This window comes from Brevundimonas sp. UBA6550 (assembly GCF_002434505.1).
In the GTDB taxonomy this organism is placed as follows: Bacteria; Pseudomonadota; Alphaproteobacteria; order Caulobacterales; family Caulobacteraceae; genus Brevundimonas.
In genome coordinates, this window is sequence record NZ_DJKE01000004.1 from 99134 (window position 1) to 113822 (window position 14689).

The following is a 14689-nucleotide window of genomic DNA, read 5'->3' on the forward strand; positions in this document are numbered from 1 at the left end:
GCTCAGGCGGCGGTGGCGAAGCGGATGTCGGCCAGATCGAGGTCGGCCAACGGCGCGGCGAAGCCCAGGGCGGGGTTGCTCAACACCTTCACCAGTCGCTCTCCGCAATAGAGATACAGGGTTTCGAACCCGATCCAGTTGCGCGCCACGGCCTCCAGCGCCTGATTGGCGATCTGGTCGTTCGAGGCGTCCAGAACGCAGATGTCCCTGACCGGCACGCCGGGCAGATTGACGATGCAATAGTAGGAGTCCAACGCAACACTTCCTCAGTCAGGACGCCGGAAACGAAGTTCGTCTGCGGCGGTTCCGCTCCTGCCCGTGGTTTTCGACAGCCGTATTAGGCGGGTTCGACAGACTTGTGAAAAAGGAGGCCCGATGGCCCGACGATCCGCCGCGCCGAAACGCCTGAACGCCGCCAATCTGACCGGGCTGGGGGCGGATCGACTGGGCGATCTGCTGATGCAGGCGGCCGATGCGGACCCGATCCTGAAGCGTCGCCTGCGGCTGATCCTGGCGGCGGAGGCCGGGGCCGACGCCCTGGCGCTGGAGCTGAACAAGCGGCTGACGGCCGTGGCGGCCAGCCGGGCGCGGGTGTCGTGGCGAAAGCGGCCGGACCTGATGCGCGACCTGGCGGTGCTGAGCGAAGGCGTCGAGACCCTGAGCCGCCTGGCGCCCGCCGAAGGGGTGATCCGGCGCATGGCCTGGTTCGACCTGTTTCGCGGCCTGACGCTGCGGGTCAAGGATCCGCGCGGCGAGGTTGCGGACCTGTTCGAGACGGCGGCGCCCACCCTGTGGCAGGCGGCCGATGCGGCGGTCCAGGCCGATCCCGCCTTCGCCGAAACCCTGGCCGAGGCCATTCAGGCCCATCCGCTGGACTACGCCCGCTGGATCGGCGCGGCGGGCGAGGCGCTGACGCCCGCCCTGGCGCGACGTCTGCTGGAGCGGCTGGATGCGACGTCTGGCGCACGCGGGATGCGGACGGTGGTGCGGCGGCTGGCCGACCGGGCCGAAGACCTGGACCTGTGGCTGTCGCTGGTCACGCCCGAGGAGCGCGGATCGCCCGATTTCGCCGCCGTGATGGCGCGGCGCCTGCTGAGCGCGGACCGCGTGGCCGAGGCGCGCCAAGCGCTGGAGGCCGCCCTGTCGCCGTCGCCGGCCAATCGGCGCTGGACCTTCGGCCGCTCGCCCCAGGGCGCGCCGCGCCTGACGCCGGCCTGGGAGGCGGCCTCGATCGACCTGATGGAGGCCGAGGGGCGCAAGGACGAGGCGCAGGATCTGCGCTGGGCCCTGTTCGAACGCGATCTGTCGGCGCCGGTGCTGCGGGCCTATCTGGCGCGCCTCCCGGACTTCGACGATGTGGAGGCGCTGGATCGCGCCCTGGCGCACGCGACGGCCCACGCGGACTTCGAGACGGCGCTGGGGTTCCTGATGGACTGGCCCGCCCACCGAGAGGCCGCCGCCCTGGTCAAACGCCGAATCCGGGAGGTCCGCTCGCCCTTGCCGCAGAAGGCCGACTGGGCGGCGCGGCTGGCGCAGAAATACCCGGACGCAGCCGAACGGCTGCTGGCCTCGGCCTGACGCGCCGCCGGCCCTACAGCATCGCGGGGATGACGCGGTCGGGTGGGCGGTGGCCGTTCTGATAGGTCATGACGTTGGCGATGACGCGGTCGCCCATGTCCTGGCGAGCCTCCAGCGTGGCCGAGCCCAGGTGGGGCAGCAGCACCACGTTCGGCTGGCCCAGCAGGCCGGGGTGGATGTCCGGCTCGTTCTCGAACACGTCCAGACCGACGCCCGAGATCGCCCGCATCGCCACCGCCTGGGCCAGGGCGGCCTCGTCGATCAGTTCGCCGCGCGCGGTGTTGACCAGAATGGCGTGGGGCTGGAGCCGGGCCAACCGTTCGGCCGACAGCAGATGGTGGGTGTCCTTCGTCGCCGGGCAGTTCAGCGACACGATGTCCATGCGCGCCAGCATCTGGTCCAGATCGTCCCAATAGGTGGCGCCCAGCTCCTCCTCGATCAGGGCCGAGACGGGCTTTCTGTTGTGATAATGGACCTGAAGGCCAAACGCCTTGGCGCGGCGGGCCAGGGCCTGGCCGATCCGGCCCATGCCGACGACGCCCAGCCGCTTGCCCCACAGTTTGCGGCCGCACATCCAGGTCGGGGTCCAGCCCTCGAATCGGTTGTCGGCGATGACCTGGGCACCCTCGACGATACGGCGGCTGACGGCCAGGATCAGGCTCATGGCCAGGTCGGCGGTGTCCTCGGTCAGGACGCCCGGTGTATTGGTGACGATGATCCCGCGCGCGACGGCCGCGTCGATGTCGATATGGTCCACGCCCGCGCCGAAGTTGGCGATCATCTTCAACTGGTCGCCCGCTCCGTTGATCAGGTCGGCGTCGATGACGTCGGTGATGGTCGGCACCAGAACCTCGGCGCGCTGGACGGCGGCGTGCAGGGCGGCGCGGTCCATCGGCTGGTCCTTCAGGTTCAGCTCGGCGTCGAAAAGCTCGCGCATTCGCGTTTCCACCGCGTCGGGCAGGCGTCTGGTTAATACGACCTTAAGCTTGCGGGCGGACATTCTCGGCCTTGGTTTGCGGGCGGCGGTTCTTCGGGACGAAAGCCCGCGCGACGGGTCGTTCCATCCAGTGTCTAGCAAAGCCGCCGCCATCTTCCAAAGCCTGCGACGCCGCATGGTCGCGGTCCTGGCCCTCATGGGTCTGGCCGTGATGGCCGGGGCGGGGGCCACCATGCCGGACGGCCGCCCCACGCCCACGGGCCTGGAGGTGCCGCGCTGGATCTCGCTTAAGTCCTCGCACGTCCGGGCGCGCCAGGGGCCGGGGCTGGATTACCCCATCCTGTGGGAATATCGCGCGGCCGGCCTGCCGGTGCAGGTGATCGCCGAGACCAGCGAATGGCGAAAGATCTGCGATCCCGACGGGGCCGTGGCCTGGATCCACCGCACGGTGTCGTCGGGCCGCCGCTACGTCTTCAACACGACGGCCGAGGAAATCCCGATCCGTTCGGGCCGATCCGAGACGGCCTCGGTGCGGGCGCGCCTGTCGCCGCGCGCCCTGATCGCCCTGGACGAATGCGAGGACGGCTGGTGCAAGGTGCGGGCGCGCCGGATGCAGGGCTGGACGCCGCAACGCGCCGTGTTCGGAACTCAGGAACGGGCGCTGTGCAACGCCAATCGCCCCGCCGGGACGGGCCGGAGCTGACGCGCCGCTGTTGAGCGAAGCGGCGCGGTCGTGTAACCCGCGCGCAACGCCTTTAAGAAACGGAAGCGCCTTGACCCAGTCCCAATATCCTTCGTCCTTCGATCACGAGGCCCTGCTGGCCTCGGGCCGCGGCGAGCTGTTCGGTCCCGGCAACGCCCAACTGCCCGCCCCGCCGATGCTGATGTTCGACCGCATCGTCACGATCAATGCGGACGGCGGCGACCACGGAAAGGGCTATGTCGAGGCCGAACTCGACATCAATCCCGAGCTCTGGTTCTTCCAGTGCCATTTCATCGGCGACCCGGTCATGCCCGGCTGCCTGGGCCTGGACGCCATGTGGCAGCTGGTCGGCTTCTATCTGGGCTGGATCGGCGGACCGGGACGCGGCCGTGCGCTGGGCGTCGGCGAGGTCAAGTTCACCGGCCAGGTCACGCCGGACATCAAGAAGGTGGTCTACAAGATCCACCTGAAGCGCGTCATCAACCGCAAGCTGGTCATGGGCATCGCCGACGGCGTGCTGGAGGCCGACGGCCAGGTCATCTACACCTGCAACGACATGCGGGTCGGCCTGTTCGGCGCCAAGGATGAGGCGGCGGGCGGCTAAGGCCCCTATATAACCGCGAACAAGGCGGACGGTCCTCGGACCAGGAAGCATTCAGAAGGAAACACCATGCGTCGTGTCGTCGTCACCGGCCTGGGCATCGTCTCCTCCATCGGCCATGGCGCCGAAGAGGTCACCCAATCGCTGCGCGAAGCCCGTTCGGGCGTCGTGGCCGCGCCCGATCATGCCAAATACGGCTTTCGCAGCCAGGTCTGGGCGCCGCCTAAGATCGGCCCGTGGGAGGAGCTTGTGGACCGCCGCGCCGCCCGCTTCCTGGCCAACGGCACGGCCTGGGCGCACATCGCCTTCGAAGAGGCGCTGAAGTCGTCGGGCATGACGGCCGAGGAAATCCGCGACGACCGGATCGGCCTGATCGTCGGCGAGGGCGGCCCCTCGACCCAGGTGATTCTGCAGGCGGCGACCACGACGGTCGAAAAGGGCGCGCCCAAGCGCATCGGCCCCTTCGCGGTGCCGAAAGCCATGGCGTCGGGTCCCTCTGCGGTGCTGTCGACTTGGTTCCAGATGCGCGGCATCAACTATTCGATCAGCTCGGCCTGCGCGACGTCGGCCCACTGCATCGGCGCCGGGGTGGAACAGATTCAGTGGGGCAAGCAGGACGTGATCTTCGCCGGCGGCTGCGAGGACATCGACTGGTCCATGTCGAACATGTTCGACGCCATGGGCGCCATGTCTTCGGACTTCAACGACAATCCGTCGGTCGCCTCGCGCGCCTATGACGCCAATCGCGACGGCTTCGTCATCGCCGGCGGCGCGGGCATCGTGGTGCTGGAGGAATACGAGCGGGCCAAGGCGCGCGGCGCGACCATCTATGCCGAGGTCACCGGCTATGGCGCCAACGCCGACGGCTATGACATGGTCGCCCCCTCGGGCGAGGGCGCCCAGCGCTGCATGAAGATCGCGTTGGAGCAGGCGGGCAATCCCCGGATCGACTATCTGAACCCTCACGGCACCTCGACCCCGGTCGGAGACGCCAAGGAGATGGAGGCGGTCCGCGCCGTCTTCGGCGACAAGATGCCGATGATCTCCTCGACCAAGTCGCTGACGGGCCACTCGCTCGGCGCCGCAGGCGCCCAGGAAGCCATCTACTGCCTGTTGATGATGCAGAACGGCTTCGCCGCCGAGAGCGCCCATATCGAAAATCTCGATCCGGCGTTCGAAGGCATGCCGATCCTGCGCAAGCGTCATGACGGCGAACTGACCCACGTCATGTCCAACAGCTTCGGCTTCGGCGGCACCAACGGCACGCTGATCCTGTCGAAGGTCTGAGGCCTTCTTTTCTCGTCATCCCAGGGCTTGTCCCTGGGATCCACGCCCGGCGTCCAAAATTGGCCCACCCTGCGGCTGGATCGGGAGTATGGATCCTCGCCTCAGGGGGCGAGGATGACGAAATTCTTGCGCGCTGCGCGCTCCCGAGCAGCGCCTGCGCCCGATCATTCCCAACTTGGCTGTTTACACGACCGTTTCTCGCCCTTAGAGAGCGTCGCCGTGTCCATGCTCATGACCAAAGCGATTACCTCGAAAACCACCGGCTTCGGCGGGGCGGTTTCGGGTGTGCGCAAGGTCTAGGCGACAACCCCGATCCCAAGCCCCGCCGACGCGCGGGGCGGTCGATCCGGCTGAACCCCGCGCCTCCATCCTTCCTAGGAGACGCCTTTCATGACCTTTTCCCCATCCAATCCGCCCCACGTCGGTATCGTCGGCGCCACCGGCCTTGTCGGTGAGATGATGCGCGGCCTGCTGGCCGAGCGAAACTTCCCGCTGGCCTCGCTGCGCCTGTTCGCCTCGGCCCGGTCGGCGGGCAAGACCATCCGCTTCCGCGACGCTGACGTGGTGGTCGAGGATGCAGCGACCGCCGATTACGCAGGGCTCGACATCGTCTTCTTTTCGGCAGGCGGCGAAACCTCGCGCGCCCTGGCCCCCAAGGTCGCCGCCGCCGGCGCCGTGGTCATCGACAACTCGTCCGCCTACCGCAGCGATCCGCAGGTGCCGCTGGTCGTCGCCGAGGTGAACCCCCACGCCCTGGCCGACCGCCCCAAGGGCATCATCGCCAACCCCAACTGCACCACCATGGCCGCCATGCCGGTGCTGAAGCCCCTGCATGAGGCCGCGGGTCTGAAGCGTCTGACGGTCTCGACCTATCAGGCCGTGTCGGGCGGCGGGGTCGAGGGCATCCGCGTGCTGGAGACCCAGTCGCGCGCCAGCGTCGATCAGGGCGCGGCCCTGGCCCGGGACGGCGGCGCCGTCGATTTCGGCGCGCCCGAAAAGTGGGTCGTGCCGATCGCCAACAATGTGGTGGCCCTGAACTACACCCTGTCGGAAGACGGCTATACCGACGAAGAGCTGAAGCTGCGGGACGAAAGCCGCAAAATCCTTGAAATCCCCGGCCTGCCGGTGTCCGGCACCTGCGTGCGCGTGCCGGTCTATTCGGGCCATTCCCTGTCGATCAACGCCGAGTTCGACCGCCCGATCTCGGTCGCCGCGGCGCTGGAACTGCTGGGCCAGGCGCCGGGCGTGGTGGTGACGGCGGTGCCGAACCCGCTGGACGCCACCGGCAAGGACCCGGTCTTCGTCGGCCGCGTCCGCCCCGATCCGACGGTCGAGCACGGCCTGGCCCTGTTCGTCTCCAACGATAATCTGAGGAAGGGCGCCGCCCTGAACGCGGTCCAGATCGCGGAAGTTCTGGTGCAGCAGAACGGCTGATCCGCCTCGGTTTTCGTCATTCCGGGGCTGAGCGCGGCGATGAACCCGGAACCCAGGACCATACGTACGACGCCAACTGCAGCAGGCGCTGGCAATGTCCCCCTGGGTTCCGGGTTCGTCCTTCGGACGCCCCGGAATGACGATGAAATCAATCGTAGCGCACGCCGCTGAGATAGAGCCCCGCCGAGGGGGCGACGGGGCCGCACCGGGCGCGGTCCTTCGCCTCCAGCGCCGCCTTGACGTCGTGGGCGCTCCAGCGGCCCAGGCCCACCTCGACCAGGGTCCCGGCCATGGAGCGGACCTGGCGGTGCAGGAAACTGCGCGCCTGAAACACCAGATGCACCTCATCGCCGAAGCGGCTGACGCGGGCCACGTCCAGCGTCCTGACCGGCGACTTGGACTGACAGCCCACGTCGCGGAAGGTGGTGAAGTCGTGATGGCCCACCAGAACCTGGGCCGCACGATGCATGGCCTCGGCGTCCAGCGTCTTCTTGACGTGCCACACCCGGTCGCGCTCCAGCACCGGCTGGGGGCGGCGGTTCAGGATGCGATACAGATATCCCCGCCCCGTCGCCGAGAACCGGGCGTGCCAGTCGGCGTCGGGCGCGTATTCCGCCGACAGGACGCAGACGTCCTGGCGCATCAGATGGGCGTTCATGGCGTTCAGCACCGTGGCGACGGGCCAGTCGCGCTCCAGATCGGCGTGGATGACCTGGGCCGTGGCGTGGACGCCGGTGTCGGTGCGCCCCGCCGCCGCGATGCGGATGCGCTCGCCCGAGAAGGCGGCGATGGCGTCTTCCAGCGCCCCCTGCACCGTCGGCTGGCCGTCCTGGGCCTGAAACCCGTTGTAGGCCGTGCCGTCGTATTCGAGGGTCAGCTTGTAGCGCGGCATCAGCCGAGCACGGTCCCGGCGGGCAGGGGAAAGCCGCGCAGCATCTCGTCGGCGCTCTGCGCCGCCTTGCCCTCGCGCTGAACGCGGATCAGGCGCACGGCGCCGGTTCCGCAGGCGACGGTCAGGGCGTCGTCCAGCACGGCGCCCGGCGCGCCTGAACCCTCCGCCACGGCCGACAGCAGGGCCTTGATTCGGACATGGCCAGCTTCTGACGGAGCTTCGAACCAGGCGCCGGGGAAGGGCGACAGGCCGCGGATATGGGCGTCCACCTCGGCCGCCGGACGGGTCCAGTCTATGCGGGCCTCGGTCGGGGTGATCTTTCTGGCGTAGGTGGGTTCGCCGACCTGTTCGGACGGGGTGACGCCGCCGCGTTCGATGGCGGCCAGGGCACGGGGCCACAGGGCGGCGCCGACGTGGGCCATGCGTTCGGACAGGCTGGCGGCCGTGTCGTCAGGGCGAATGTCCATCAGTTCGCTGAGCAGGATGGGGCCTTCGTCCAGCCCCTCGCCCATCTGCATGATCTGGACGCCGGTCTGGGCGTCGCCTGCCATGATGGCGCGCTGGATCGGCGCGGCGCCCCGCCAGCGCGGCAACAGAGACCCGTGCAGGTTCAGACAGCCCAGACGCGGCGCCTCCAGCACGGCGGGTTTCAGAATCTGGCCATAGGCGACGACGCAGGCGGCATCCAGGTCCAGGCTCTGGAAGTCGGCGATGGCGTCGGACGCCTTCAGACTGTCGGGCGTGAAGACCGGCAGACCCATGGTTTCGGCGAAGGCGTGAACCGGCGACGGCGTGAGCTTCTGGCCCCGGCCCCTGGGGCGCGGCGGCTGCGAATAGACGGCGACGATCTCGTGACCCGAGGCGATGAGCTCGGCCAGAGACGGCACGGCGAAGTCGGGTGTTCCCATGAAGGCAAGGCGCATGGGCACGCCTTTAGAGGTTTACTGCCAGCGGGTGAAGACGCCGCCGCCCTCGTCCCATTCGCCGCCCGCGTCCAGCGCGTCGTCGAAGTCGAGCAGACGATCCAGCAGGAGGCCCGCGACCACGCCGATTAGGGCGACGCCCGCCAGGGTGGCCACGCCGGCGACGCCGACCTTCTGGCTGCGGGTCAGACGGCGGCGGCCCTCGGTGTCGATGACCAGCGACTGACCACGGCGAAGCGGCGGGCGGGCTTGGCGTTTCATCAGGCGGCGATCCTGTCCTTGGCGGCCTTCTTGACCTTGGTCACGGCGCGTTCCCGCTTCAGCCGCGACAGGTGGTCGATGAAGAGCACGCCGTTCAAATGGTCCATCTCGTGCTGGATGCAGACGGCGTAGAGACCCTCGGCCTCCTCCTCCACCGACTGACCGTCACGGTTCAGATAGCGAATGCGGACGCGGGCGGGGCGTTCCACCTTGTCGAAATACTCCGGAATCGACAGGCAGCCCTCCTCGTAGGTGTAGAGGTCGTCCGAGGTCCACAGGATCTCGGGGTTGGCGAAGAAGCGCGGGTTCTTGCGCGCCTCGGCGTTTTCGGCGGCCTCTTCCTCGGTCTCGCAGACCACGCCGTCCTTGTCGCCCAGGTCCATGACGATGACCCGGTCCAGGGCGCCGACCTGTACGGCGGCCAGGCCGATGCCGGGCGCGTCGTACATGGTGTCCAGCATATCGTCCATCAGGGCGCGGACGGCGTCGTCCACCGCCGCGACGGGCGTGGAAACCTGTTTCAGGATCGCCAGGTCGGCGGCGTTGTCGATGGTGAGGATGCGTCGGATGGCCATGGCCGGGACGTAGGCGCGCCCCGGCGTCAGGTCAAGATTTCCGACCGTCGCGGTCGGGCCTGGCGCCCTATGCCTTTCCGGGCAGGGCGCGCGGCTTGCGGTGTTCGTCGATGGCGACATAGGTGAAGACGCCCTGGGTCACGCGAACCGAGGCGGCCTGGGGCTGGCCCCGCGCGCGCTTCCACGCCTCCACCTGGACGCGGATCGAGGTGCGGCCCGAGCCGATGACATGGGCGTAGATGCTGACCTCGTCGCCGACCGAGACGGGCTGGTGAAACACCATGCCGTCCAGGGCCACCGTGGCGCACCGCCCGCAGGCCAGTTCGAACGCCGGGGTGGCGCCCGCCAGGTCCATCTGCGCCAAAAGCCAGCCGCCGAAGATGTCGCCTTCGGGGTTGGTGTCGGCCGGCATGGCGATGATGCGGCCCACGGGCTGGAATTCGGGAGGCTGTTCGGGAGCGTCGGACATGGAGGCGGAACCTGATCGTGGGGGAGGCGGCGTCCTTATCGCGGCTTGCGTCGCTTGTCGCGTGCGACGGCGGGCGGCGCGGCTTCGGGCGCGGACAAGGTCAGGCGCGAGGTGCGCAAGGGCTGGGCGTCGCGCAGGGCCCGCCAGGCGGCGCCCAGCTCCATCGCCGTCAGCAGGTGGTCCTGGGTCAGCACTTCGCGGCGCGAGGCCCTGAGGCGGGCGATGTCGCCCAGCAGTCGAGACGCGGCGCGAAGGTCTTCGCGCTCGGATCGGGCGCCCAGATCCTGCAGCCGGGCGAAGCGCCAGCCCTGTTCCGGCGGATGCTCCAGCGCCAAAGTGAACCGCTCCTGCGGCGTCAAGGTCGCGGCGACGAAGGTCCAGTCGTCGCCGTCGGGGCCGCGCCGGTAATGGCCGGCCTGGGTCGGCAAACCCGCCGCCGCATAGATGGCCAGGGCGCCGGCCTCGATCTCGTCCAGCGCCAGGCTGATCGGATCGGGTTCGGCCGGCGTCGCGTCGTCGGGCCGGTCGAACGGATCGACCGCATCGGCGGCGGAGGCGACGACGGGCCGGCGTCGAAACAGGCCCGGGATCAACGACCGGCCGCCGACCATGACGTCAGCGGTTCAGAGTGCTGGTCACCGACACGTCATAGACGACGCGCGTCACGCTCTGCACGAACTCGAAGAACTTGCGCGCCTCCGCTGCGCCGGCCAGCGGCACATAGATCACGTCCTCGGGCATGACCTGCATGTTGGTGGCGGCGAAGACGTTGGCGGCGTCGTTGAAGTTCAGTTCATAGACCACGGGCACGCCGCGCGGGGTGGCGGGCTGGGTGATGCCCAGGGCCTGGGCCACCTCTGGGCGCTCGAAGCGGAAGATCAGAACGCGGCGGGCGTTCGCGGTCGCCGTATTCAGGCCGCCGACCTTGGACATGGCGCCGGTCAGGGTCATGGGGCCGGCCGGCATGTCCACCTGGGCCACGGCGTTCAGGGCGCCGAAGGTGGAGAAGCGGCGGGGCTTGTACTGGACATTGATGACGTCGCCGCGCTGCAGGCGGACGTTCTCGCCGAACTCCGTCGTCACCGCCGACAGGGGGGCGGTATAGGTCTGGCCGCCGCGCTGGATCGAGATGGTCAGGTCGTCGGTGGTCCGGGCCGAGCCGCCGGCCGCCGCGATGACGTCCAGGATTCGGTCGCTGTTGACGCCCAGCGGCGCGCGGCCGGGCTGGCGCACGTCGCCCAGAACATTGACGGTGTTCGACGCATTGCCGGCGATGGAGACCAGAACCTGGGGATTGGCGACTTTGCCGACCAGAGCGCGGCGGATGGCGGCCGCCGCCTGGGTCGAGGTCAGGCCCTGGACCCGAACCTGGCCGCCGAACGGAATGGTCACCGAGCCCGTGCGATCCACCGTGGCGCCCGGCAGGGCCTGGTTGCCGCCCGACATGGTCGCGGCGTTGCGGCCCGACGACGAGCCGGCCCCGAGAGTTCCGCCGAACAGCGAACCGGACGGATCGAAGATCGAGATGGCCAAGGTGTCGCCTTCGCCGATCACATCGGCTGGCTGGTCGCTGGAGCCGGCGGCCAGGGTGCCGAAGAACTGGGGCGGCACCTGTTTCATCCGCTCGGTGACCTCATAGGTCAGCGGCACCAGGGCGTAGCTGCCCAGGGCCGAGGCGGTGGTGGCCCCGGCGTCGACCGAGGCGCCGGAAGGCCCGTCGCGCGGCAGGGTGGAGCAGCCGCCCAGGATGGCGACGATGGCAAGCGGCAGAATGGTGCGCGTCATGAAGCTGGATAGCCCTTGTTCGCGGATTGATTACAAGCCTTTGGTCGCGCTCGCCAGAGGCGAAGCGCGATCAAGACCTATGGCTTCGGCGACGATGCGGAAATGCCCGGCCCAGTCGGGCGCGGCGTAGGCGTTCGAGGGCACTGCAGGCGTCGCCAAGGTCGCCCTCTCGATGGCGTCCAGCCAGCCCAGGCCGTCCAGCGGGTCGATCAGCTCGGCGCCGGGCGTCAGCTCGCGATGGGGCGGAATGTCCGAGGCGATCAACCGCAATCCCATGGCGCAGGCCTCGACCGCCGGCAGGTCGAACCCCTCGACGGAGGAGGGCGCCAGGACCGCCCGCGCGCCGCGCATCAGTCGCGCCAGTGCCGCGTCGGACAGGTTCGACGCCTGGTGGACCACGCCCTGCAGATTGGGCGAGCGTTGCAGGTGATCCAGAACGGCCTCGTTCTCCCAGCCGTAGCGGCCGACCAGAACCAGCGACGGGGTGCGCGCGCCCAGCCGTTCCTCCAACCGCCGCCACAGAGTCAACAGAAGCGCCAGGTTCTTGCGCGCCTCGATCGTGCCGACGTGGACGAAATAGGGGCGCGGCGCGGCGACCGCCTCGCCGGCGGCGAAGGCCGGCTCCAGCCCCAGATGGGCGACGTGGATCGGGGGCTGGGGCAGGGCTTCGCGCTGGGCGAAGGCGCGCAGTTCGTCGCCCGTATAGGCCGAGTTGACGATGATCCGGCTGGCGTGGCGCAGGGTGTTGGCGACGCGGGCATGATGCTTGTCGCCGTCGCCCGGCCGGCAGAATTCGGGATGGGTGATGGGGATCAGGTCGTGGATCAGAACCACGCGCTCGATCCCGGCCGCCTCCAGATCCTTGAGCGCGGTCGGCTCGTGCAGGGTGGTGTGGCCGACATTCAAATAGAGGTCGGCGTCGGGCAGGGGCGTGGCGTGCCTGGAGCGAAAGAACTGCTTGAACACTCGCGCCTTGTCGGCCGGCTTGTCCTGAACCGGCGCGGGCGGGGCGCCGATCACCGAGGCGGCGGGACGCGCCGACGCCGTCAGCGCCTGTAGCAGCCGCGCCTCGTGGGCGCGGTCGCCGGCGGTGGAGGCCGCGCCGTTCCAGCGGCTGCGAAGGTCGGCGACGAAGCGGCCGAACCAGGCGGGATCGACCGGCACCAGCCGGTTCTTTCGCCCGCGCACCGGCAGGACGGTCACGCCCGGCGTCGTCAGCAGCCATTCCGCATAGGCCAGACAGACCCGGTCCACGCCGGTCGGCGCGGAGCGGTCGGCCCGGCTCATCAGCCGGCTGGCGTCATAAAGGATACGCATGATCAGGCGACGTAACCGGCCTGCATCAGTTCGGCGATATGGACGATGGCCGTGGGCCGACCGTCCTCGACCACGAACAGGTTGGCGATCTTGTTGGCCGTCAGCAGATCGACGACGTCGCTCATCCGCGCGTCCGGTTCGACGGTGATCGGATTGGCGCCCATGATGTCGGACGCCTTCAGATTGGTGGTGTCGCGCTGGAAGGCGCGGCGCAGGTCGCCATCGGTGACGATCCCGGCCAGGGCGCCGGCCTCGTCCAGCACCGCCACGGCGCCCTTGCGGCCCTCGGTGATGGCCGAGACGACCTCGCCGAAATCGGCGTTCAGCGGCACGCTGGCCGGCACGGCGGCGTTGTCGCCCATCCATTCGCGCACGCTCTGCAGGCTCATGCCCAGGGCGCCGCCGGGATGGTGCAGGCCGAAATCCATCGCCGTGAACTGGCGCCGATCCATCAAGACCATGGCCAGGGCGTCGCCCAGCGCCAGGGTCATCAGGGTCGAGGTGGTGGGCGCCAGACCATTGGGGCAGGCCTCGGCCACGCTGGGCATGGTCAGACAGACGGCGGCGTTGCGGCCCAGGAAGCTGGCCGGCCTCTGGGTGATGGCGATGACCGGAATGTTGTTGCGCTGGCAATAGATCAGGGGATCGCGCAGTTCGCGGCTCTCGCCCGAGTTGGAGATGGCCAGAAGCGTGACGTCGGGGCGCAGCATCCCCAGGTCGCCGTGGCTCATCTCCGCCGGGTGGACGAAGAAGGCGTTGGTGCCGGTGGAGGCCAGGGTGGCGGCGATCTTGCCCCCAATGTGGCCGGACTTGCCCATGCCGGTGACCACGACATAGCCCGGGCGGCTCATGATCACGTCGACGGCGCGCGCCAGGGACACGTCGATGGAGCGCTCCAGCGCCTCCAGCGCCTCGATGTTCAACCGCACGACCTCTCGGGCGCGGTCGGTCATGGCGGCGATGTCCTGAGGGGCGGAAGGCGTGATCTCGGTCATTGATCCCAGCGGCCCGCAACCGGGCTCTCCTTATTGTCGAGGCGCGCGCCCCGCGACGGTTGCGCGGGACGGTGCGGCGTCTCCCTTTCAGACGACTTTGTCGGTTTCGGGTCAACCTTTGCCGCGCTGGCGCGTTGTCGTCGCTGGGGAAGTTGAAAAGAGCCTTACGATCCATGCCGTCTCACGCCGGAGCCGCCGAACTGTTGCTTGCGCGCCCGCCTGTCGTCGCCGACGGGATTTCACTGTTTCTGGACATGGACGGGGTGCTGGCGCCGATGGCCCCGACCCCAGACGCCGTGGGGCCCGTCGTGCGCCGCACGGCGGCGCTGAAGGCGGTCGAGGCGCGCCTGGCCGGGCGGGTCGCCATCGTCAGCGGCCGCACCCTCGCCGAGATCGACCGGATTTCCGACAACGCCCTGGTGTCCGGCTCCGGCGTGCATGGTCTGGAGCGCCGGCTGAAGGATGGGTCGGTCCAGCGCCTTGCCGCGGATGCGGGCGTGGCCCGCGCCCTGGCCGCCTTCAAGACCTTCGCCGCCGATCGGCCGGGCGTGATCGTCGAGGACAAGGGCGTCTCGGCCGGCCTGCATTATCGCCTGGCCCCTGACGCGGCCGGTCCCGCCAGGGCGCTGGCGCAGGACCTGGCGGATCAGACCGGCCTGAGCTGCCAGCCCGGCCATATGGTGCTGGAACTGAAAACGCCCGGCGCCGACAAGGGCACCGCCGTCACCGCCTTCATGCGCGAGGCGCCGTTCAAGGGCGCCGTGCCGGTCATGCTGGGCGACGACCTGACCGACGAATACGGGTTTCAGGCCGCCGCCGCCCTGGGCGGTTACGGCGTTCTGGTCGGCCCCGAGCGAGAGACGGCGGCGCGATACCGTCTGAACGATGTGGACGATGTCCTGACCTGGCTCGAAGCCGTTGCAGAGGCCTGA

Annotated in this window: 17 protein-coding genes; 6 read left to right on the top strand and 11 right to left on the bottom strand. The window is 69.2% G+C overall.

Going from position 1 to position 14689, the window contains the following annotated elements; all coding sequences use genetic code 11:
• Positions 1-2: 2 nt before the first annotated feature.
• A complete protein-coding gene (locus tag B3Z70_RS03505; RefSeq protein ID WP_292020926.1) occupies positions 3-254 on the bottom strand; it encodes a hypothetical protein in 252 nt (83 codons plus the stop codon).
• A 121-nt stretch (positions 255-375) separates the two neighbouring features.
• On the opposite strand from B3Z70_RS03505, the gene B3Z70_RS03510 reads away from it, so the two are divergent.
• On the top strand, positions 376-1578 hold the full coding sequence (locus tag B3Z70_RS03510) for a DUF6880 family protein (RefSeq protein WP_292044692.1): 1203 nt from the start codon (positions 376-378) through the stop codon (positions 1576-1578).
• Positions 1579-1591: 13 nt separating this feature from the next.
• Here B3Z70_RS03510 and B3Z70_RS03515 read toward each other — a convergent pair whose 3' ends face one another.
• Positions 1592-2578 (bottom strand): 2-hydroxyacid dehydrogenase, encoded by a 987-nt coding sequence (locus tag B3Z70_RS03515; RefSeq protein ID WP_292044693.1) that lies wholly within the window; start codon positions 2576-2578, stop codon positions 1592-1594.
• A 67-nt stretch (positions 2579-2645) separates the two neighbouring features.
• On the opposite strand from B3Z70_RS03515, the gene B3Z70_RS03520 reads away from it, so the two are divergent.
• The 4 genes from B3Z70_RS03520 to B3Z70_RS03535 all read left to right on the top strand — a co-directional run bounded on the left by B3Z70_RS03520 (position 2646) and on the right by B3Z70_RS03535 (position 6540).
• Positions 2646-3218, top strand: coding sequence for an SH3 domain-containing protein (locus B3Z70_RS03520; RefSeq protein WP_292019581.1), 573 nt, complete (start codon positions 2646-2648; stop codon positions 3216-3218).
• Between the two features lie 70 nt (positions 3219-3288).
• Positions 3289-3822 (top strand): 3-hydroxyacyl-[acyl-carrier-protein] dehydratase FabA, encoded by a 534-nt coding sequence (gene fabA / locus B3Z70_RS03525; protein ID WP_292019579.1) that lies wholly within the window; start codon positions 3289-3291, stop codon positions 3820-3822.
• Between the two features lie 66 nt (positions 3823-3888).
• Entirely contained in the window at positions 3889-5106 is a 1218-nt protein-coding gene (fabB, locus tag B3Z70_RS03530; RefSeq protein ID WP_292019577.1) for a beta-ketoacyl-ACP synthase I, read from the top strand.
• 390 nt (positions 5107-5496) lie between these two features.
• A complete protein-coding gene (locus tag B3Z70_RS03535) occupies positions 5497-6540 on the top strand; it encodes an aspartate-semialdehyde dehydrogenase (RefSeq protein ID WP_292019575.1) in 1044 nt (347 codons plus the stop codon).
• Positions 6541-6688: 148 nt separating this feature from the next.
• On the opposite strand, the gene truA is transcribed toward B3Z70_RS03535, so the two are convergent.
• The 9 genes from truA to B3Z70_RS03580 all read right to left on the bottom strand — a co-directional run bounded on the left by truA (position 6689) and on the right by B3Z70_RS03580 (position 13757).
• Positions 6689-7432, bottom strand: a complete 744-nt coding sequence (truA, locus tag B3Z70_RS03540) for a tRNA pseudouridine(38-40) synthase TruA (RefSeq protein ID WP_292019573.1) — start codon at positions 7430-7432, stop codon at positions 6689-6691.
• The gene (gene fmt / locus B3Z70_RS03545; RefSeq protein WP_292044695.1) at positions 7432-8355 is read right to left on the bottom strand and encodes a methionyl-tRNA formyltransferase; all 924 of its coding nucleotides are present in this window, start codon (positions 8353-8355) and stop codon (positions 7432-7434) included. The genes truA and fmt overlap by 1 nt, the downstream gene beginning before the upstream one ends.
• An 18-nt stretch (positions 8356-8373) precedes the next feature.
• Positions 8374-8616, bottom strand: a complete 243-nt coding sequence (locus B3Z70_RS03550) for a hypothetical protein (protein ID WP_248120826.1) — start codon at positions 8614-8616, stop codon at positions 8374-8376.
• The gene (gene def, locus B3Z70_RS03555; RefSeq protein WP_292019569.1) at positions 8616-9191 is read right to left on the bottom strand and encodes a peptide deformylase; all 576 of its coding nucleotides are present in this window, start codon (positions 9189-9191) and stop codon (positions 8616-8618) included. The genes B3Z70_RS03550 and def overlap by 1 nt, the downstream gene beginning before the upstream one ends.
• 67 nt (positions 9192-9258) lie before the next feature.
• On the bottom strand, positions 9259-9660 hold the full coding sequence (locus tag B3Z70_RS03560; protein ID WP_292019567.1) for an acyl-CoA thioesterase: 402 nt from the start codon (positions 9658-9660) through the stop codon (positions 9259-9261).
• Positions 9661-9695: 35 nt separating this feature from the next.
• Positions 9696-10253: a hypothetical protein gene (locus tag B3Z70_RS03565; RefSeq protein WP_292019566.1), complete on the bottom strand. Its 558-nt coding sequence runs from the start codon at positions 10251-10253 to the stop codon at positions 9696-9698.
• A gap of 22 nt (positions 10254-10275) precedes the next feature.
• Complete coding sequence (locus B3Z70_RS03570) at positions 10276-11445, bottom strand: polysaccharide biosynthesis/export family protein (protein ID WP_248120817.1); 1170 nt, start codon at positions 11443-11445, stop codon at positions 10276-10278.
• A gap of 30 nt (positions 11446-11475) precedes the next feature.
• Positions 11476-12762: a glycosyltransferase family 4 protein gene (locus tag B3Z70_RS03575; RefSeq protein ID WP_292019563.1), complete on the bottom strand. Its 1287-nt coding sequence runs from the start codon at positions 12760-12762 to the stop codon at positions 11476-11478.
• Positions 12763-12764: 2 nt separating this feature from the next.
• Positions 12765-13757, bottom strand: coding sequence for a KpsF/GutQ family sugar-phosphate isomerase (locus tag B3Z70_RS03580; protein WP_292019561.1), 993 nt, complete (start codon positions 13755-13757; stop codon positions 12765-12767).
• 173 nt (positions 13758-13930) lie between these two features.
• Here B3Z70_RS03580 and otsB point away from each other — a divergent pair, with 173 nt between their 5' ends.
• Complete coding sequence (gene otsB, locus B3Z70_RS03585) at positions 13931-14689, top strand: trehalose-phosphatase (protein WP_292019560.1); 759 nt, start codon at positions 13931-13933, stop codon at positions 14687-14689.

Coding starts and splice junctions, on each gene's coding strand:
- B3Z70_RS03510 (WP_292044692.1), top strand. CDS start 376: ATGGCCCGACGATCCGCCGCGCCGAAACGCCTGAACGCCGCCAATCTG.
- B3Z70_RS03515 (WP_292044693.1), bottom strand. CDS start 2,578: ATGTCCGCCCGCAAGCTTAAGGTCGTATTAACCAGACGCCTGCCCGAC.
- fabB (WP_292019577.1), top strand. CDS start 3,889: ATGCGTCGTGTCGTCGTCACCGGCCTGGGCATCGTCTCCTCCATCGGC.
- B3Z70_RS03535 (WP_292019575.1), top strand. CDS start 5,497: ATGACCTTTTCCCCATCCAATCCGCCCCACGTCGGTATCGTCGGCGCC.
- truA (WP_292019573.1), bottom strand. CDS start 7,432: ATGCCGCGCTACAAGCTGACCCTCGAATACGACGGCACGGCCTACAAC.
- fmt (WP_292044695.1), bottom strand. CDS start 8,355: ATGCGCCTTGCCTTCATGGGAACACCCGACTTCGCCGTGCCGTCTCTG.
- B3Z70_RS03550 (WP_248120826.1), bottom strand. CDS start 8,616: ATGAAACGCCAAGCCCGCCCGCCGCTTCGCCGTGGTCAGTCGCTGGTC.
- def (WP_292019569.1), bottom strand. CDS start 9,191: ATGGCCATCCGACGCATCCTCACCATCGACAACGCCGCCGACCTGGCG.
- B3Z70_RS03560 (WP_292019567.1), bottom strand. CDS start 9,660: ATGTCCGACGCTCCCGAACAGCCTCCCGAATTCCAGCCCGTGGGCCGC.
- B3Z70_RS03570 (WP_248120817.1), bottom strand. CDS start 11,445: ATGACGCGCACCATTCTGCCGCTTGCCATCGTCGCCATCCTGGGCGGC.
- B3Z70_RS03575 (WP_292019563.1), bottom strand. CDS start 12,762: ATGCGTATCCTTTATGACGCCAGCCGGCTGATGAGCCGGGCCGACCGC.
- B3Z70_RS03580 (WP_292019561.1), bottom strand. CDS start 13,757: ATGACCGAGATCACGCCTTCCGCCCCTCAGGACATCGCCGCCATGACC.
- otsB (WP_292019560.1), top strand. CDS start 13,931: ATGCCGTCTCACGCCGGAGCCGCCGAACTGTTGCTTGCGCGCCCGCCT.